The organism is Streptomyces sp. NPDC088915, from assembly GCF_044749825.1.
In the GTDB taxonomy this organism is placed as follows: Bacteria; Actinomycetota; Actinomycetes; order Streptomycetales; family Streptomycetaceae; genus Streptomyces.
In genome coordinates, this window is the sequence record NZ_JBIVIR010000016.1 from 210889 (window position 1) to 226010 (window position 15122).

Annotated in this window: 16 protein-coding genes and 1 pseudogene; 5 read left to right on the forward strand and 12 right to left on the reverse strand. The window is 74.9% G+C overall.

The annotated features are described in order from the left end of the window. Window positions 1-22 precede the first annotated feature (22 nt). The 4 genes from ACIP5O_RS27580 (at window position 23) to ACIP5O_RS27595 (ending at window position 2918) form a co-directional block, all read left to right on the forward strand. A complete protein-coding gene (locus ACIP5O_RS27580) occupies window positions 23-421 on the forward strand; it encodes a DUF5997 family protein (protein ID WP_401297701.1) in 399 nt (132 codons plus the stop codon). 104 nt (window positions 422-525) lie between these two features. Then, window positions 526-1485, forward strand: a complete 960-nt coding sequence (locus tag ACIP5O_RS27585; protein ID WP_401297704.1) for a universal stress protein — start codon at window positions 526-528, stop codon at window positions 1483-1485. Window positions 1486-1509: 24 nt separating this feature from the next. After that, on the forward strand, window positions 1510-2010 hold the full coding sequence (locus ACIP5O_RS27590) for an NUDIX hydrolase (RefSeq protein WP_401297707.1): 501 nt from the start codon (window positions 1510-1512) through the stop codon (window positions 2008-2010). Window positions 2011-2120: 110 nt separating this feature from the next. Continuing rightward, window positions 2121-2918 (forward strand): VOC family protein, encoded by a 798-nt coding sequence (locus tag ACIP5O_RS27595; protein WP_401297710.1) that lies wholly within the window; start codon window positions 2121-2123, stop codon window positions 2916-2918. 19 nt (window positions 2919-2937) lie between these two features. Here the strand turns inward: ACIP5O_RS27595 and ACIP5O_RS27600 are convergent, their stop codons facing one another. The 10 genes from ACIP5O_RS27600 to ACIP5O_RS27645 all read right to left on the reverse strand — a co-directional run bounded on the left by ACIP5O_RS27600 (window position 2938) and on the right by ACIP5O_RS27645 (window position 12457). Next, the gene (locus ACIP5O_RS27600; protein ID WP_356545558.1) at window positions 2938-3132 is read right to left on the reverse strand and encodes a hypothetical protein; all 195 of its coding nucleotides are present in this window, start codon (window positions 3130-3132) and stop codon (window positions 2938-2940) included. Window positions 3133-3264: 132 nt separating this feature from the next. Then, window positions 3265-3930, reverse strand: a complete 666-nt coding sequence (locus tag ACIP5O_RS27605) for an ABC transporter ATP-binding protein (RefSeq protein WP_401297714.1) — start codon at window positions 3928-3930, stop codon at window positions 3265-3267. Then, window positions 3923-4987 (reverse strand): ABC transporter ATP-binding protein, encoded by a 1065-nt coding sequence (locus ACIP5O_RS27610; protein ID WP_401297717.1) that lies wholly within the window; start codon window positions 4985-4987, stop codon window positions 3923-3925. The genes ACIP5O_RS27605 and ACIP5O_RS27610 overlap by 8 nt, the downstream gene beginning before the upstream one ends. Next, window positions 4984-5820 (reverse strand): ABC transporter permease, encoded by an 837-nt coding sequence (locus ACIP5O_RS27615; protein ID WP_388660950.1) that lies wholly within the window; start codon window positions 5818-5820, stop codon window positions 4984-4986. The genes ACIP5O_RS27610 and ACIP5O_RS27615 overlap by 4 nt, the downstream gene beginning before the upstream one ends. Continuing rightward, a complete protein-coding gene (locus ACIP5O_RS27620; protein WP_401297719.1) occupies window positions 5813-6805 on the reverse strand; it encodes an ABC transporter permease in 993 nt (330 codons plus the stop codon). The genes ACIP5O_RS27615 and ACIP5O_RS27620 overlap by 8 nt, the downstream gene beginning before the upstream one ends. Then, complete coding sequence (locus ACIP5O_RS27625; RefSeq protein ID WP_401297722.1) at window positions 6802-8418, reverse strand: ABC transporter substrate-binding protein; 1617 nt, start codon at window positions 8416-8418, stop codon at window positions 6802-6804. Before ACIP5O_RS27625 ends, ACIP5O_RS27620 begins: the two co-directional genes overlap by 4 nt. Before the next feature lie 134 nt (window positions 8419-8552). Next, window positions 8553-9638, reverse strand: coding sequence for an acyl-CoA dehydrogenase family protein (locus tag ACIP5O_RS27630; RefSeq protein WP_401297725.1), 1086 nt, complete (start codon window positions 9636-9638; stop codon window positions 8553-8555). After that, a complete protein-coding gene (locus ACIP5O_RS27635; RefSeq protein ID WP_401297728.1) occupies window positions 9635-10837 on the reverse strand; it encodes an acyl-CoA dehydrogenase family protein in 1203 nt (400 codons plus the stop codon). Before ACIP5O_RS27635 ends, ACIP5O_RS27630 begins: the two co-directional genes overlap by 4 nt. Then, on the reverse strand, window positions 10834-11802 hold the full coding sequence (locus ACIP5O_RS27640; protein WP_401297731.1) for an NADPH:quinone oxidoreductase family protein: 969 nt from the start codon (window positions 11800-11802) through the stop codon (window positions 10834-10836). Before ACIP5O_RS27640 ends, ACIP5O_RS27635 begins: the two co-directional genes overlap by 4 nt. A 67-nt stretch (window positions 11803-11869) precedes the next feature. After that, window positions 11870-12457, reverse strand: a complete 588-nt coding sequence (locus ACIP5O_RS27645) for a helix-turn-helix domain-containing protein (protein ID WP_401297734.1) — start codon at window positions 12455-12457, stop codon at window positions 11870-11872. A gap of 68 nt (window positions 12458-12525) precedes the next feature. Here ACIP5O_RS27645 and ACIP5O_RS27650 point away from each other — a divergent pair, with 68 nt between their 5' ends. Next, entirely contained in the window at window positions 12526-13479 is a 954-nt protein-coding gene (locus ACIP5O_RS27650) for an NAD(P)/FAD-dependent oxidoreductase (protein WP_401297737.1), read from the forward strand. 33 nt (window positions 13480-13512) lie between these two features. Here ACIP5O_RS27650 and ACIP5O_RS27655 read toward each other — a convergent pair. Together ACIP5O_RS27655 and ACIP5O_RS27660 are read right to left on the reverse strand one after the other, a co-directional pair. Beyond that, a pseudogene (locus tag ACIP5O_RS27655) lies at window positions 13513-14072 on the reverse strand (PIG-L deacetylase family protein); the annotation flags it as partial. Continuing rightward, complete coding sequence (locus tag ACIP5O_RS27660) at window positions 14069-15001, reverse strand: SIS domain-containing protein (protein ID WP_401297740.1); 933 nt, start codon at window positions 14999-15001, stop codon at window positions 14069-14071. The pseudogene ACIP5O_RS27655 and the gene ACIP5O_RS27660, both read right to left, overlap by 4 nt. Between the last annotated feature and the right edge of the window lie 121 nt (window positions 15002-15122).

Genomic DNA, 15122 nt, shown 5'->3' on the forward strand with positions numbered 1-15122 from the left:
ACATGCTCGATACCCTGGTCGCATGACGTCGCACCAGAACACCCAGACGATGAAGCCCGCGACCGCGGCGAAGAAGCTGGGTGTGTACCTCGAGGCCACCCCCGCGGAGTTCCAGGAGGGTGTCGTCTCGCGCACCGAGCTGAACGAGCTCCAGGCCGACCCGCCCGCCTGGCTCCAGGAGCTCCGGAAGAACGGCCCGCACCCCCGCCCGGTGGTCGCGTCGAAGCTGGGCGTGTCCATCGCCGGTCTCGCGCGCGGCGGCATCACCGAGCCCCTCACCACGGAGCAGATCGACGCGCTCAAGCAGGAGTCCCCCGAGTGGCTCCAGAAGGAGCGGGCCACCCAGGCGGAGGTCCGCAAGGAGACCGCCCGCATCAAGGAGCGCGACGAGGAGCGGGCGCGCCGCGCGCAGGAGGCCTGACCGGTACGGGAGGCTTGGCCGTCTCCCCCACTTCCTTCCTCCGGCCCGGTCACGACCGGGCCGGAGCGGTGTGGCGCGGGGGCCGGTGAGGGAGTCATCCCCTCATGAGTGATCACCCCCTCACGAGGGACGCCGGCGCCGCGCACCGGCCGCCGGTCGTCGTCGGCGTGGACGGGTCCGAGCACGGCCTCCGGGTCCTGGAATGGGCCCTGAGCACCGCGGAGGGCTCCGGTTCCCCGCTGGTCGTGGCCCACGTCCGCCCCGAGGGCCTCCAGCTCGGCGCCGCCCGTATCGAGTCCCTGGGCGGGACGCCGGAGCTTCCCGACACGGTGCTGAACGGCGTGGCGGCCGGGATGGAGCGGCGCGGGCCCCGCGTCCCCGTGCGGTACGAGTCCCTCGACGGGTCCGTGACCGACGCCCTGGCGGCGGCCGCCCGGGGCGCCCGTCTCCTGGTGACCGGCTCCCGGGGCCGCGGCGGCCTCGCGAGCCTGCTGCTCGGCTCGACGAGCCGCGCCCTGGCCGCGAGCGCGCCCTGTCCGCTCGTCGTCGTCCCCCACGAGGCCCGCGCGGCCGCCCCCGGGGACGGGTCGGGGGCGGGCCGGGTGCTCATGGGCCTGCACCCGGAGGAGTCCCCGGACGAGGTGCCGGCCTTCGCCTTCGAGGAGGCGCACCACCGGGGCGTGCCCCTGGAGGCCGTGACCGCGTTCCGGCTGCCCCCGCCGCAGGGGGCCCTGCTCGCCGCGCCGTCCCCGGCGCTCCAGGTGCCGCCGCCACTGCCCCTGGCGGACGACGCCGAGGAGCTCGTACGGGGAGCGGAGCGGGAGCAGGAGGAGCGCCTGCGGCCCTTCGCCGCGCGGTGGCCGGACGTGGAGCTGCGTCCGGTGGTGGTGCCCGGGGACGCGGCGGGACGGCTCGTGGAGGGTTCGCGGGACGCGGGCCTGGTGGTCGTGGGGCGCCACCACCGGCACCACCTGGGCTCGCTGCTCATCGGCTCCGTCGCCCACGCGGTGCTGCACGGGGCCCACTGCCCGGTGGCGGTGGTCCCCCCGGCACCCGCCGGATGAGGCGGGGCTGGTAGAAGAGGGGCCATGACCGCCTCCGAGCACGCCGCCGCAGCCCTGCGCAACGTCCAGCCGCCGACCGCCCACGCCTCCCTCGGGGCGGGCGTCGTCGTGACCGACGGCTCCGGCCGGGTCCTCCTCGGGCTCCACCGCTCCGGGGTGTGGGAGCTGCCGGGCGGCAGGGTCGAGCCGGGCGAGTCCGTGGAGGCGGCGGCGGTGCGCGAGCTGGCCGAGGAGACGGCGCTGGTCGCGGACGCGGCCGACGTGGAGGTCCTCGGGCTGCTCCTGGACTCGGTCACCTCCGACCGCATGACCCGGATGACCGTGGCCACGGCGGTGGGCGCCTTCCGGGGGACGCCGGCCGTGACCGAGCCCGACAAGATCGAGCGCTGGGAGTGGACGGCCCCGGACCGGCTGCCGGAGGCGCTGTTCCTGCCCTCGGCCCAGGTGCTGCGGACGTGGCGGCCGGACCTGCCGATCCCCGACGGCCCGTTCCACCGGTACGCGATGGGACGGCTGCCCGGCTGACGTCCGGACCGGCGGCCCGGTGCCGTTCCCGCGTCGCCGCGCGGGGTGCGGCGGCCCTGGCTAGCGTGGCTGGGAGGAAGCATCCCACCGACCGGAGGAGAGTCCCCGCCATGGCCGCACGACCCGAAGGCACGCCGGTCTGGACCGACGCGATGTTCACCGACGCCGAGGGCGCCAAGACGTTCTACGAGGACGTGCTCGGCTGGACCTTCGCCGAGGCCTCCACGGAGTTCGGCGACTACACCCAGGCCTACCGGAACGGGAAGGCGGTCGCGGCCGTCGTCCCGCCGATGCCGGGGCAGGACACCCCGCCGCAGTCGGCCTGGTGTCTCTACTTCTCCTCGCCGGACGCCGCCGCCACGGCCGAGCGGATCCGGACCGCGGGCGGCACCGTCCTGATGGAGCCGATGCGGATCGGGGACTCCGGGACGATGTGCCTCGCGCGGGACCCGGCGGGCGTCGTGTTCGGCGTCTGGCAGCCGGGGGAGCACCGGGGCTTCGAGCTGGAGGGCGAGACCGGCTCGTACGCCTGGGCGGAGGTGTTCACCCGGGAGCCGGAGAAGTCCGACGCCTTCTTCACCTCCGTCTTCGGCTACGGCTCGAAGAGGATGAAGGGCGAGAACGTCGACTACCGGGTCTTCGACCTGGGGAGCGATCCGGTCCTGGGGCGGATGGTGATGTCGTCCGAGGACTTCCCGCCGGAGGTCCCCTCGTACATCCAGATCTACTTCGCCGTCGACAACTGCGACAAGGCCGTGGAGGCGGCGGAGCGGCTCTCCGGGCGGAAGGTCTTCGGGCCGATGGACAGCCCGTTCGGCCGGTTCGCGGCGATCCTGGACCCGCAGGGGGCCGCCTTCGCCGTGATCGACATGAGGACCACGGTGGGCGAGATGCCCGAGATGGAGTGACCCGCCCCGCGCCGGCCGGTCACGGCCTGAGGCCGGAGACCACGTCGGCCGTGGCGGCGACGCCCTCGTGGATGGTGGGCGCCATGCTGGTGCCGGCGAGGAAGAAGCCGAGCAGGGCGCAGACGATCGCGTGCGAGAGCTTCAGACCGCCGTTCCGCAGGAAGATCACGGCCAGGATCAGCAGGAGCAGCACCACAGAAATGGAAACGGCCATCGCCTTCACGTCCCTCCGACGCCGCACCGGAATTGCGGCTTTCGGCGGACAGTGTGACGGAATGAGCGCTCCGTCCGGGCGTACGGCAGGGCGGCCATACGGGTGAGATCCGGTCGGGGGCGCCCCGGACCGTCACTTCCCGGCGGGCAGGCAGTCGCTCCACTCCGCCGTGCGGTCGCACCAGCGGTCCAGGAGGAGGCGGTCGTGGCCGACGGCGAGGAGGCCCGCGCCGGTCTCCGCGCGGTAGGCCTCGACGGCGGCGACCAGGGCGGCCGTGGTGGAGGCGTCGAGCATGGCGGTCATCTCGTCGCAGATCAGCCAGCGGGGGCGCAGGGTCAGGGCGCGGGCGAGGCAGGCGCGCTGGAGCTGTCCGTCGCTGACCTCGTGGGGGCGGCGGACGAGCAGGTCGGGGGTGAGGCCGACGGCCGGGGCCAGTTCGGCGAGGCGTTCGGGGGCCTCGGCGCGGCGGCCGGTGGCGCGCAGCGGTTCCACGACCAGGTCGGCGAGGGTGAGCCGGGGGTCGGCGGCGGTGCGGGGCTGCTGGAAGACGACGCCGACGGCGGTGCGCAGTTCGCGCGGGGCGCGGTGGCGCCAGGCCCGCACCTCGGTGCCGTCCAGGACGAGCCGGCCCGCGTCGGGGCGGTGGAGGAGGGCGGCGACCCGGGCGAGGGTGGACTTGCCGCAGCCGCTGGGGCCGAGGAGGCCGACGGACTCGCCGGGGGCCACGGTGAGGGAGGCGCCCCGGAAGACGGGGGCGCGGCGGTCGTAGCCGGCGGTGACGGCGTCGAGTTCAAGCACGGGGGTGCTCCGGGTGGTGGCAGGCCACCCCGGCCGTGGGCTCGGGGCGGGTGGCGCAGAGGTCGGTGGCGCGGGGGCAGCGCGGCGCGAAGGCGCAGCCGCCGGGCAGGTCGGTGAGTTCCGGGGGCATGCCGGGGATCGGGGTGAAGGCCCGGTCGGGAAGGGCGTCGAGCAGGCCCCGGGCGTAGGGGTGGCGGGGGCCGGTGGGTCCGAAGAAGCGGTGGGCGGGGGCGATCTCGACGATCCGGCCCGCGTACATGACGGCGACGCGGTCCGCGATGCGCTCGGCGGCGGCCAGGTCGTGGGTGATGAGGAGCAGGGCGCGGCCGTCGTCGGCGTGGCGGCGCAGTTCGTCGACGGTGCGGTCGACGAGGTCGCGGTCGAGGCCGGTGGTGGGCTCGTCGGCGAGCAGGAGCCGGGCGTCGCCGATGAGGGCGAGGGCGGTGGCGGCGCGCTGGGCGAGGCCGCCGGAGAGCTCGTGCGGGTACCGGTCGAGGTGGTCGGCGGGGAAGGCGGTCCGCTCGGCGGCGGCCTCGGCGGTCCCGCGCCGGGCGCGGCGGGAGGCGCCGGTGAGGGCCCGTACGGTCTCTTCGAGCTGGGACCGCACGGTGCGGACGGGGGTGAGGTGGGCGGCGGGGCTCTGCGGTACGAGGCCGGCGCGGCGGCCCCGTACGGTGCGGGCGAGGGTCTTCTCGTCGGCGGCGAGCAGGTCGGTGCCGTCCTGGCCGTCGGGGCCCGCGAGCAGGGCCGTGCCGGAGGTCTCGGCGTTGCCCGGGAGCAGGCCGAGGAGGGCTGAGGCGAGGACGGACTTGCCGCAGCCGCTCTCGCCGACGAGGGCGAGGCACTCCCCCGCCGCGAGGTCGAAGTCGGCGTCGCTGACGGCGTCGACGGTACGGCCGCCGCGCAGCCGGAAGCGGACGGTGAGGCCGCGGACGCCGAGGACGGCGTCCTCGGCCCGTTCGGCGGTGACGGCGTCCAGCGCGCGCAGGAGCTTGCTCTCCGAGGCGTTCGAGGCGTTCGAGGCGTTCGGGGCGTCCGGTGCTTTCGGGGCGTTCACAGCATCAGCTCCGATCGGCGGCGCGGGTTGAGCCGGTCGCGCCACACGCCCGCGAGTCCGGCGATGGCGAGGGTCGGCACGATGAGGAGGAGGCCGGGGAAGAGGGTGGGCCACCAGTACCCCGCGAGGAGCGAGGAGCGCGCGTTCTGCACCAGGTTGCCCAGGCTGGCCCGGTGGCTGGGGAGGCCGAGGCCGAGGAAGGAGAGCGCGGACTCGTGCCACATGGCGTGCGGGACCATCAGGACGGCGGCGAGCCCGGCCTGCGGCAGGACGGCGGGCAGCAGGTGCCGGACGGCGACGCGCCACCGGCCCGCGCCGCCGGAGACGGCGGCGTCCACGAAGGGGCGGGTGCGCAGGGAGAGGACCTCGGAGCGCACGATCCGGGCCGTGGAGAGCCAGTGGGTGACGGCGACGGAGACGATGACGGGCCAGACGCCGGGCCGGAAGAGGGCGACGACGAAGATGCCGAGGAGCAGGTGCGGCACGGAGGAGAAGGCGTCGACGAGCCGCATGAGGGTGCGGTCGGCCCAGCCGCCGAGCGCGCCGGCGGCGGCTCCGACGGCGGTGCCGATGACGGTGGCGACGAGCGCGGCGACGAGTCCGACGAGGAGGGAGACCCGCAGGCCGTAGACGCAGCGCAGGAGGAGGTCGCGGCCGAGGTCGTCGGTGCCGAAGGGGTGGTCCCAGGACGGCGGCAGGAGCTTGCGGGAGAGGTCGACGGCCTGTTCGTCGAGCTGGACGAGCGGCGGCACGAGCAGCACGGCGAGGAGGACGACCGCGACGGTGGCGGCGGAGGTCCACAGGCGCAGGCGGTGGGTGCGCGGGTCAGCCATCGAAGCCCACCCTCGGGTCGGCCAGTCCGTACAGCAGGTCGGAGAGGAGGTTGCCGAGGAGGACGGCGGCGGTGGCCAGGACGGTGAGCGCGGCGAGCAGCGGGAAGTCCACGGAGGTGGCGGCCGTGACGGTGGCGGCGGCGATGCCGGGCCAGCTGAAGACGGTCTCCACGAGGAGGGCGCCGGTGATCAGCTCGGGGACGCGGGAGCCGACGAGGGTGAGCATGGGGAGCATTCCGGAGCGGAGGGCGTGGCCGGTGAGGACGGTCCGCTCGCTCAGGCCGCGGGCGCGGGCGCCGCGCACGGGGTCCTCGTCGAGGGCGTCGCCGACGCCCTGGCGGACGTACAGGAAGAACCACGGGAGCTGGGAGATCCCGAGGACGAGGGCGGGCAGCACGAGGTGGCGGGCGACCTGGTCGAAGGTGACGGTGTCGCTCGCGGTGTCGGTGAGTCCGCCGGCGGGCAGGGCGCCCAGGCGCAGGGCGAAGAACCAGATGGCGAGGAGGCCGAGCCAGAAGGCGGGGGCGGCTTCCAGGGTGTACGCGACGGAGCTGACGGCCCGGTCGAGGAGGCCGCCGCGGCGGCGCCCGGCGAGGACGCCGAGGAGGGTGCCGAGCGCGATGGCCACGGCGAAGGCGGTGGCGGCGAGCAGGACGGACCAGCCGACGCGCTCGGTGATGACCTCGGCGACGGGCCGGCGCATGACGGCGGAGTCGCCGAGGTCGCCGGTGAGGGCGGCGGTGAGCCAGTCCCACCAGCGGGTGAGGAGGGGGCGGTCGACGCCGAGGTTGGCGCGGAGCTGGTCGAGGTTCTCCTGCGAGGCGGTGAGTCCGGCGGTGCCGGCGTAGGCCTTGACGGGGTCGAAGGGGGAGGCTTCGGCGACGGCGAAGACCGCGAGGGTGACGCCGAGGAGGACGGGGACGGCGGCCAGGGCGCGCCGTCCCGTCATCCGCGCCATGGCCCCCCAGGGGAGGCGGCGCTTCACTTCCGCGCCGCTCCGGCGCCCTTGGGCTTCCAGGTCTCGACGTTCCACCAGGGGCCGGCGGCGAGGCCGTGGTCGTGCGGCTCGGTCTGGGTGGACGGGCCGTCCCAGGAGTCGTTCACGACGTAGAGGTGGTCGATGTGGGTGAGGAAGGTGTAGCCGGGGTTCTTCACCAGTTCGCGCTGGACGGTGTCGTACGCGGCGTGCCGCTTGGCGGGGTCGTTCGTGCGGCGGCCGTCCTCCAGGGCCTGGTCGACGGTCTTGTTGTCGTACCGGGCCATGTTGTTGAAGCCGTCGCCGCCGAGGGAGGACTTCAAGAGGAGGTACTGGTCGAAGTCGGGGTCGCCGGGCGAGCCGCCGCCGGCGAGGACGGCGTCGGTCTTCATCCGGGGCTCGATGACCTCCCAGGTGCCGGCCTGGGTGGTGATGTCGATGCCGGCCTTCTTGGCGTCGGAGGCGTAGGCGAGGGCGTGGTCCTGGCGGAGCTTGTCGCCGGAGAGGTACCAGAGCGGGAAGGCGGCGCGGACGCCGTTCTTGACGCGGACGCCGTCGGGGCCGGGCTTCCAGCCCGCCTCGTCGAGGATCTTCCGCGCCCCGGCGAGGTCGTGGCGGCGCTCGGTGCCCTCGGTGAACCAGGGGCTGTCGGTGGGGACAGGCCCGTAGGCGGGCTTTCCGGCCCCTTCGAGGATCTTGTCGACCATGGCCTCGCGGTCGACGGCGAGGTCGAGGGCGCGGCGGACGGCGGTGTCGCCGGTCACCCCGTTGTGGGTGGGGAGGGTGACCGTGCGGTAGTCGTAGGTCTTCGCCGCCCAGGTCTTCCTGGTCTTGTCGGCCTTGAAGCCGGCGGCGAGGTTGGGCGGCAGGATGGCGCCGTCGAGGTCGCCGGCGCGCAGCCGGGTGGCGCGGACGTCGTCGTCCTTGATGATCGCCATGGTGAACTTCTTCACCTGCGGCGCGCCGTTCCAGTAGGTGGGGTTGGCCTTGAAGCTGAGCTTCTCGCCCTTGGACCAGCCGGTGAGGACGTACGGTCCGGTGCCGATGGGCCTGGTGGTGAAGGCGCCGGTGTTGACGTCCTGCTTCGCGGCGACGTGCTCGGGGGCGATGGCGTGGACGGTGCGCTCGGCGAAGGGCGCGTAGGGGTACTTGAGCCGGAAGACGACGGTGTCGTCGCCGACCGCCTCGACGCTCTTGAGGGCGTCGAGTTCGGTGCGGGAGGGGTTGTTCGTCTTCGGGTCGAGGATCGTGCGGTACGTGAAGACGACGTCCTTCGCGGTGAAGGGGACGCCGTCGCTGAAGGTCACGCCGTCGCGCAGGTCGTAGGTGTAGGTGAGGCCGCCGTCGCTGACGTGGGGCAGTGCGCGGGCGAGGGCCGGCTTCAGCTTCATGTCGGCGTCGAAGGCGAGGAGGCCGTCGAATATCTTCGAGTTGCCGTCCTTGCCGTAGCCGAGGAGGGGGCTGAGGCTCTCGGGCTCGTAGGCGATGCCGACGACCGCGGAATCCTTGGGCCCGCCGGTGCCGTCGGCGGTGGAGCCGGGGTTCGTGCAGGCCGCGGCGGTCAGGGCGAGGGAGCCCGCCAGCACCGTGGCCGCCGCGTTGCGGATGGATCGGGCGGTCATCGTGTCCGTACCCCTTTTGAAGATCAACTGTTTTTGCCAACGGCTCGCAATTAAACAGTATGTATAAGGGGCACGGACACAGGGCCCCTTACAGGGGGCCGGGGGATCCGCTCACCGGGGACCGGAAGGTCCGCTCACCGGGGCGCCGGGAGGTCCACCAGGGCGGCGATCACGTCCTGGTGGCGGCCCGCCGAACCGAACGCGATCTGGTCGGCCTTCGCCCGCTTGAGGGCCAGGTGCGCGGGGTGCTCCCAGGTCATGCCGATCCCGGCGTGCAGTTGCACGCACTCCTCGGCGGCGCGGACCGCGACCCCGGAGCAGTACGCCTGGGCGACGGACACGGTGAGCGGGGCGTCCGGGGCGCCCTTGGCGAGGGCGTCGGCGGCGGCGCGGGCGGCCGCCCTGGCCCCGACGACCTCCAGCCAGAGCCGGGCCATGCGGTGCTTCAGGGCCTGGAAGGAGCCGACGGGCCGGTTGAACTGGTGGCGTTCGCGGGTGTACCGGACGGTGTCCTCCAGGCACCGTTCGGCGAGGCCGAGCTGCTCGGAGGCGAGCAGTCCGGCGCCCGTGAGCAGGCCGCGCCGGACGGCCGCGCGGGCCGCGCCGGGTCCGGCGAGCCGGGCGCCGGTGCCGGGTTCCGTGGTGACCCGGGCCAGCGGGCGGGTGAGGTCGAGCGGGGTCTGCGGCTCGACCGTCGCCTCACCGGCCGGTACGGCGTGGAGGCCGTCGGCGCGCGGGACGAGGAGGACGTCGGCGGCGGGGGCGTCGGCGACGGCCGCCGCGGAGGGCGCGGACGGCGAGTCCTCGGACGGCGCCGTCGACAGGGGGACGGCGAGGACCGCGACCGTGCCGCCGCCCGCGACGGCGGCGAGGAGTTCGGCCGCCGGGGCGCTCTCCGCCGCGAGGGCGAGCAGGACTTCGGTGGCCACCACCGCGCTGGTGAGGTAGGGCAGCGGGGTGACCGCGCGGCCCAGCTCCTCCAGGACGACGGCGGCCTCGCGGTGGCTCGCGCCCTGGCCGCCGAGCTTCTCGGGGACGAGGAGTCCGGCGGCGCCGATGTCGGCCGCGAGGGACTTCCAGAGGCCGGGGACGTACGGGGTGTCCGTCTCGATCCGGTCGAGGAGGACCGCGTGGCCGGCCCGGTCGGCGAGCAGGGCGCGGACCGCCGCCCGCAGGTCGTCCTCGGTCTCGGAGTAGAGCAGATCGGGCTGGTCCGTCATCGCGCGAGGTCCTTCCAGGGGACGTCCTTGTCGTTGCGGGGCTCGGAGGGCAGGCCGAGGACCCGCTCGGCGACGATGTTGAGGAGCACCTCGCTGGTGCCGCCCTCGATCGAGTTGCCCTTGGAGCGCAGGTAGCGGTAGCCGGCGTCGCGGCCGGTGAAGTCGACCAGTTCGGGGCGGGTCATGGCCCACTCCCCGTACAGCAGGCCCTCGTCGCCGAGGAGTTCGACCTCCAGGCCGCTGATGGCCTGGTTGAGCCGGGCGAAGCCGAGCTTCATGGCGCTGCCCTCGGGGCCGGGCCGGCCGGCGACGAGCTGCTGGCGGAGGCGTTCGCCGGTGAGCCGGGCCACCTCGGCGTCGACCCAGAGGTCGAGGAGGCGCCGGTGCAGCTCGTGGGTGCGCAGCTCGGGGCGCTCGCGCCAGGTGGCGGCGGCCTTCCCGATCATGCCGCCCTCGCGGGGGATGCGGGCCCCGCCGATGGAGACCCGCTCGTTCATCAGGGTGGTCTGGGCGACCCGCCAGCCGTCGCCGGCCTCGCCGAGTCGGTGGGCGTCGGGGATGCGGACGCCGGTGAGGAAGACCTCGTTGAACTCGGCCTCGCCGGTGAGCTGGCGCAGCGGCCTGACCTCCACGCCGGGGTCGGTCATGTCGCAGACGAAGTAGGTGATGCCCCGGTGCTTGGGGGCGTCCGGGTCGGTGCGGGCGATGAGGATGGCCCAGCGGGCGAGGTGGGCGCTGGAGGTCCACACCTTCTGTCCGTCGACCACCCACTCCTCGCCGTCCCGGACGGCCCGGGTGCCGAGGGCGGCGAGGTCGGAGCCGGCGCCGGGCTCGCTGAAGAGCTGGCACCACACCTCCTCGCCGACCCACAGCGGCTTCAGGAAGCGGCGCTTGACCTCGTCGGAGCCGTACGCGAGGAGGGTGGGGGCGGCCATGCCGAGGCCGATGCCGATCCGGCGCGGGTCGTTGTCGGGGGCGCCGGCGGCGGCGAGTTCGGCGTCGACGACCGTCTGGAGGGAGGGGGGCGCGTCGAGGCCGCCGAGGCCGACGGGGTAGTGCACCCAGGCGAGTCCGGCGTCGAAGCGGGCGCGCAGGAAGTCGGTGCGCTCCGTGGTGGCGGGCGGGTGCGCGTCGAGGAGGGCGCGGGTGCGGGCCCGGAGGTCCTCGGCGTCGATCGCGTGCGGGGCCGTGCGGGTCACGCCTCGGCTCCTTCCGGGAGGACGACCAGGCGGCCGGTGGTGGCGCCGTCGGCGACGCGCCGGACGGCGTCGGCCGCGCCCGCGAAGGGGACGCGTTCCGCGACGAGCGGCTTGATCAGGCCCTTGGCGGCGTAGGCGGTGAGGGTCTCGTGGCAGCGGACGACGGAAGCGGGGTCCTTCGCCGCGTACAGGCCCCAGTGGAGGCCGAGGACCGAGTAGTTCTTCACCAGGGCGTGGTTGAGGGCAGGGGCGGGGACGGTGCCGCTCGCGAAGCCGACGACCACGATCCGGCCCTCGAAGGCGACGCACTTCGCGGACTGCCGGTAGGCCTCGCCGCCGACCGGGTCGTAGATCACGTCGGCGCCCCGGCCGCCGGTCGCGGCCTTGACGGCGGCGACGACGTCCTCGGAGAGCCGGTCGATCACCAGGTCGCAGCCGAGGGCGCGGGCGACGGCGGCCTTCTCGGGGCCGCCGACGACGCCGATGACGGTGGCGCCGGCCGCCTTGCCGAGCTGGACGGCCGCGCTGCCGACGCCGCCGGCCGCCGCGTGGACGAGGAGGGTCTCGCCCTCCTTCAGGGCGGCGCGGCGGTGCAGGCCGAACCAGCCGGTCTGGTAGCCGATGTGGAGCGCGGCGGCCTCGGCGTCGTCGAGGGCCTCGGGGGCCGGGAGCAGCCCGGCGGCGTCGGCGAGGGCGTGGTCGGCGAAGCCGCCGTGCGGGAGGGCGGTGGTGGTGATGACCCTGCGGCCGTCCTCGGTCTCGGCGCAGACCTCCACGCCGGGGGTGAAGGGCAGCGGGGGGCGCACCTGGTAGTGGCCGCGGCAGAGCAGCGCGTCGGGGAAGTTGACGTTCGCGGCGCGGACCCTCAGGAGGACCTGGCCGTCGCCGGGGACGGGCGGCTCCACCTCTTCGCGGCGCATCACCGCGTCCGGTTCGCCGTTCTCGTACACACGCCATGCCTGCATCCGGAAGCCTCCTCCGTACCGAGCGGTCGGTTGCATACTAAGCGGTCGCTTGCAGCGAGGGAACCGGTCAGCCGGACTTCCCGGGCCGGGCCCTGACGTGCATGCGCTCCCCCTGCGGTCCGAACAGGCTCAGGAACTCCACCGGGCCGTCGGCGGTCGGCCCGAACCAGTGCGGGACGCGCGTGTCGAACTCGGCCGCCTCCCCCGCCGTCAGGACGACCTCGCGCCCGCCGAGGTGGAGCCGGAGGCGGCCCGCGAGCACGTACAGCCACTCGTACCCCTCGTGCACCCGGGGCTCCGGCGCCTCGTACGGCTTCTCCTGAATCACCTTGTACGCCTGGAGGCCGCCGGGCTGCCGGGTCAGCGGGTACATCGTGCGCCCGTGCCGCACGATCGGCCTGGCCTTGACCCGGGGGTCGCCCACGGGCGGCGCGCCGACCAGTTCGTCGAGCGGGACCCGATGGGCGCGGGCGAGCGGCAGGAGCAGTTCGAGGCTGGGTCTGCGCTGCCCGGATTCGAGCCGGGAGAGGGTGCTCACGGAGATGCCGGTGGCGGCGGAGAGGTCGGCCAGGGTCACCCCGCGGTCCCGGCGGACGCGGCGGAGGCGGGGGCCGACCTCGTTCAGGACGGCGTCGATGCGGTCGTCTTCGGTCATAGGTTCAGTATTGCCGAAACGGCAAGTCCGTTTGCGGCTTCGGCAGATCCGGAGCGAGTCTCGTCCCCATGAACGCACACACGGAGCAGTACGAGGTGGTGGTCGTCGGCGGCGGCGCGGCCGGGCTCAGCGCGGCCCTGGTCCTGGGCAGGTCCCGGCGGCGGACCCTGGTCGTCGACGCGGGCGAGCCCCGCAACGCCCCCACGCCCCACATGCAGGGCGTCCTCTCCCGCGACGGCACGAGCCCCGCCGCGTACCTGGCGGCGGGCCGGGAGGAGATCGCGGCGTACGGGGTGGAGTGGCGGGCCGGCCGGGTGACGGGCGCGGCGCCGGACGGGCGGGACGGCTTCACCGTGTCGCTCGCGGACGGCACGGCGGTCGGCGCGCGACGGCTCGTGGTGACGACCGGTCTCGTCGACGAGCTGCCGGAGATCGACGGGGTGGCCGAGCGGTGGGGCCGGGACGTGCTGCACTGCCCGTACTGCCACGGCTGGGAGGTCCGCGACCGGCCGTTCGGGGTGATCGCCCATCCGGCGATGCCTGCGCACCAGGCGCTGATGGTCTCCCACTGGTCCTCGGACGTGACCCTCTTCCTGCACACCGCCGCCGGGCTCTCCGAGCGGGAGGCGGCGCTGCTCGACGCGGCGGGGGTGGAGGTCGTGACCGGCGAGGTCGCCGGGCTCGCGGTGGAGGACGACCGGCTGACCGGGGTCCGGCTCGCCGACGGGCGGTTCGTGCCGCGCGAGGTGGTCTTCGTCGGGGCGGCGCGCCTCGCGGCCCGGGACGGGGTGCTGCGGGAACTGGGCGCGCGGATGGACGAGACGCCGTTCGGGGAGTTCGTCGCGGTGGACGGGACGGGCCGGACGAGCGTGCCCGGGGTGTGGGCGGCGGGGAACGTGACCGGTCCGCAGGAGCAGGTGGTCAACGCGGTGGGCCTGGGCTACCGGGCGGGCGTCACGATCAACACCGAGCTGCTGTTCGGCGACCTGGAGGCGGCAGTGGACGGCGGGGCCTCCTCCTGACGCCGCCCGGTCAGCGGGGGAACAGCTCGAAGGTGACGGCCGGCCGCCGAAGCCGTCGGCCGCCCCGCCCGTCGTCCCGGCGAGGAAGGACCGGACGTACTCCTCCGGGTCCTGGTCCGTCAGGGCCTCGGCCTCGGCCTCGGCCGTGATCCGCCGGAAAGGCCCAGGGTGATCGGGGGTGTTCCACGGGGCTCCCGGGCCGCCGCCCCAGGTGTCGCGGTGGTTGAGGGTGACGACGGGCTCCGGGCGGTGGCGGCGGATCGCGGCCGCGATGTCGCGGCGCAGTCCGGTGCCGTGCTCGATCACGCCGTCCCGGTGGTCGAGGAACTCGACGGTGTCCACGCCGACGACGGAGGCGCTGTCCCGCTGTTCGCGCTCGCGCAGCGGGCCGCAGACGTCCGGGGAGAGGGCGTCGATGCCGGCCTCACCCCGGATGGCCAGGACGTGGACGACCTCCTTGCCGGCGTCGCGGTCCGGCCCGCGACGGCGGCCGCGCAGCCGTACTCCAGGTCGTCGGGGTGGGCGACGACGGCGAGCGCGCGCCGCCGGTCGCCCGGCAGTTCGGCGAGGTCGGGGACGTCCTTGCCGATCATGAGCGCAGGATACGGGCCGCCTCCGGGCCCGTCGGGCGGAACGCACCGGCGAGGATCACCGACCGCGAGACGTGCCGGGGCCGGTCGGGGTTGAGGCCGCGCCGGGCGGCGAGGGCGACGGCGAGCCGCTGGGCGCGGACGAGGGCGGCGACCGGGTCGATGGCGTCGGCGGCGAACAGGGCGCCGGTGGACTCCACTTCGTCGCGGAGGCCCGAGGGGGCGGGGCCGAGGCACCAGACGAGGCTGGTCCGGTCGCTGATGCTGATCGGACCGTGGCGGTACTCCATCGCCGCGTACGACTCCGTCCAGGCGCGGGCCGTCTCGCGCAGTTTGAGGGCGGCGTCGTCGGCGAGCCCGACCGTCCAGCCGGTGCCGAGGAAGGTGAACTGACCGCGCCGCTCCCAGACGGCGGGCAGCCGCTCGTACAGGACGAGTTCGGCGTCCGCGATCGCCGGTCCGAGGTCCACGCCGAGTCCGGCGCGCAGGAGTTGCAGGGCCGTGGTGGCGAACCGGGTCTGGACGACGGAGCGTTCGTCGGCGAAGCCGAGGTCGAGGACCCGGTCGGCGAGCCGTCCGGCGGGGCTGTCGGGGGCGCCGGTGAGCACGAGCGCGGGGACGCGGCCCGCGGCGCGGGCGAGGAGGTCCACGACCTCCGTGGTGGTGCCGGAGCGGGTGAGGGCCACGATCCGGTCGTAGCCGCGCCCGAGCGGGGTGGCGTCGGAGGCGGGGAAGGCGTCGGTCTCCCCCGCGCCGAGGGACTCGCGCAGGGCGGCGTAGGCGCGGGCCATGAAGTACGAGGTGCCGCAGCCGACGACCGCGACGCGCTCGCCCCGCTCCGGCAGCAGGCCGGCGTACCGCTCGGCGTCCTCCGCGGCCCGGCGCCAGCAGTCGGGCTGTCCGGCGATCTCCGCGCCGACGTGGGTGCTCATGTCCGGGTCCTCTCCTCGCGGGGGCCCTCGGGGCCCTGCCGCGAGTTCTACCGGTGCCCGTCACGACCGCACCATGTGCAAGAGGGGACCGTCGCTTGGACTTTTGCGCGCCGCCGGGGCC

Excerpts from the sequence above, each read along its gene's own strand:
- ACIP5O_RS27580 (WP_401297701.1), top strand. The coding sequence starts at position 23 with ATGACGTCGCACCAGAACACCCAGACGATGAAGCCCGCGACCGCGGCG.
- ACIP5O_RS27585 (WP_401297704.1), top strand. The coding sequence starts at position 526 with ATGAGTGATCACCCCCTCACGAGGGACGCCGGCGCCGCGCACCGGCCG.
- ACIP5O_RS27590 (WP_401297707.1), top strand. The coding sequence starts at position 1,510 with ATGACCGCCTCCGAGCACGCCGCCGCAGCCCTGCGCAACGTCCAGCCG.
- ACIP5O_RS27595 (WP_401297710.1), top strand. The coding sequence starts at position 2,121 with ATGGCCGCACGACCCGAAGGCACGCCGGTCTGGACCGACGCGATGTTC.
- ACIP5O_RS27600 (WP_356545558.1), bottom strand. The coding sequence starts at position 3,132 with ATGGCCGTTTCCATTTCTGTGGTGCTGCTCCTGCTGATCCTGGCCGTG.
- ACIP5O_RS27615 (WP_388660950.1), bottom strand. The coding sequence starts at position 5,820 with ATGGCTGACCCGCGCACCCACCGCCTGCGCCTGTGGACCTCCGCCGCC.
- ACIP5O_RS27625 (WP_401297722.1), bottom strand. The coding sequence starts at position 8,418 with ATGACCGCCCGATCCATCCGCAACGCGGCGGCCACGGTGCTGGCGGGC.
- ACIP5O_RS27630 (WP_401297725.1), bottom strand. The coding sequence starts at position 9,638 with ATGACGGACCAGCCCGATCTGCTCTACTCCGAGACCGAGGACGACCTG.
- ACIP5O_RS27640 (WP_401297731.1), bottom strand. The coding sequence starts at position 11,802 with ATGCAGGCATGGCGTGTGTACGAGAACGGCGAACCGGACGCGGTGATG.
- ACIP5O_RS27645 (WP_401297734.1), bottom strand. The coding sequence starts at position 12,457 with ATGACCGAAGACGACCGCATCGACGCCGTCCTGAACGAGGTCGGCCCC.
- ACIP5O_RS27650 (WP_401297737.1), top strand. The coding sequence starts at position 12,526 with ATGAACGCACACACGGAGCAGTACGAGGTGGTGGTCGTCGGCGGCGGC.
- ACIP5O_RS27660 (WP_401297740.1), bottom strand. The coding sequence starts at position 15,001 with ATGAGCACCCACGTCGGCGCGGAGATCGCCGGACAGCCCGACTGCTGG.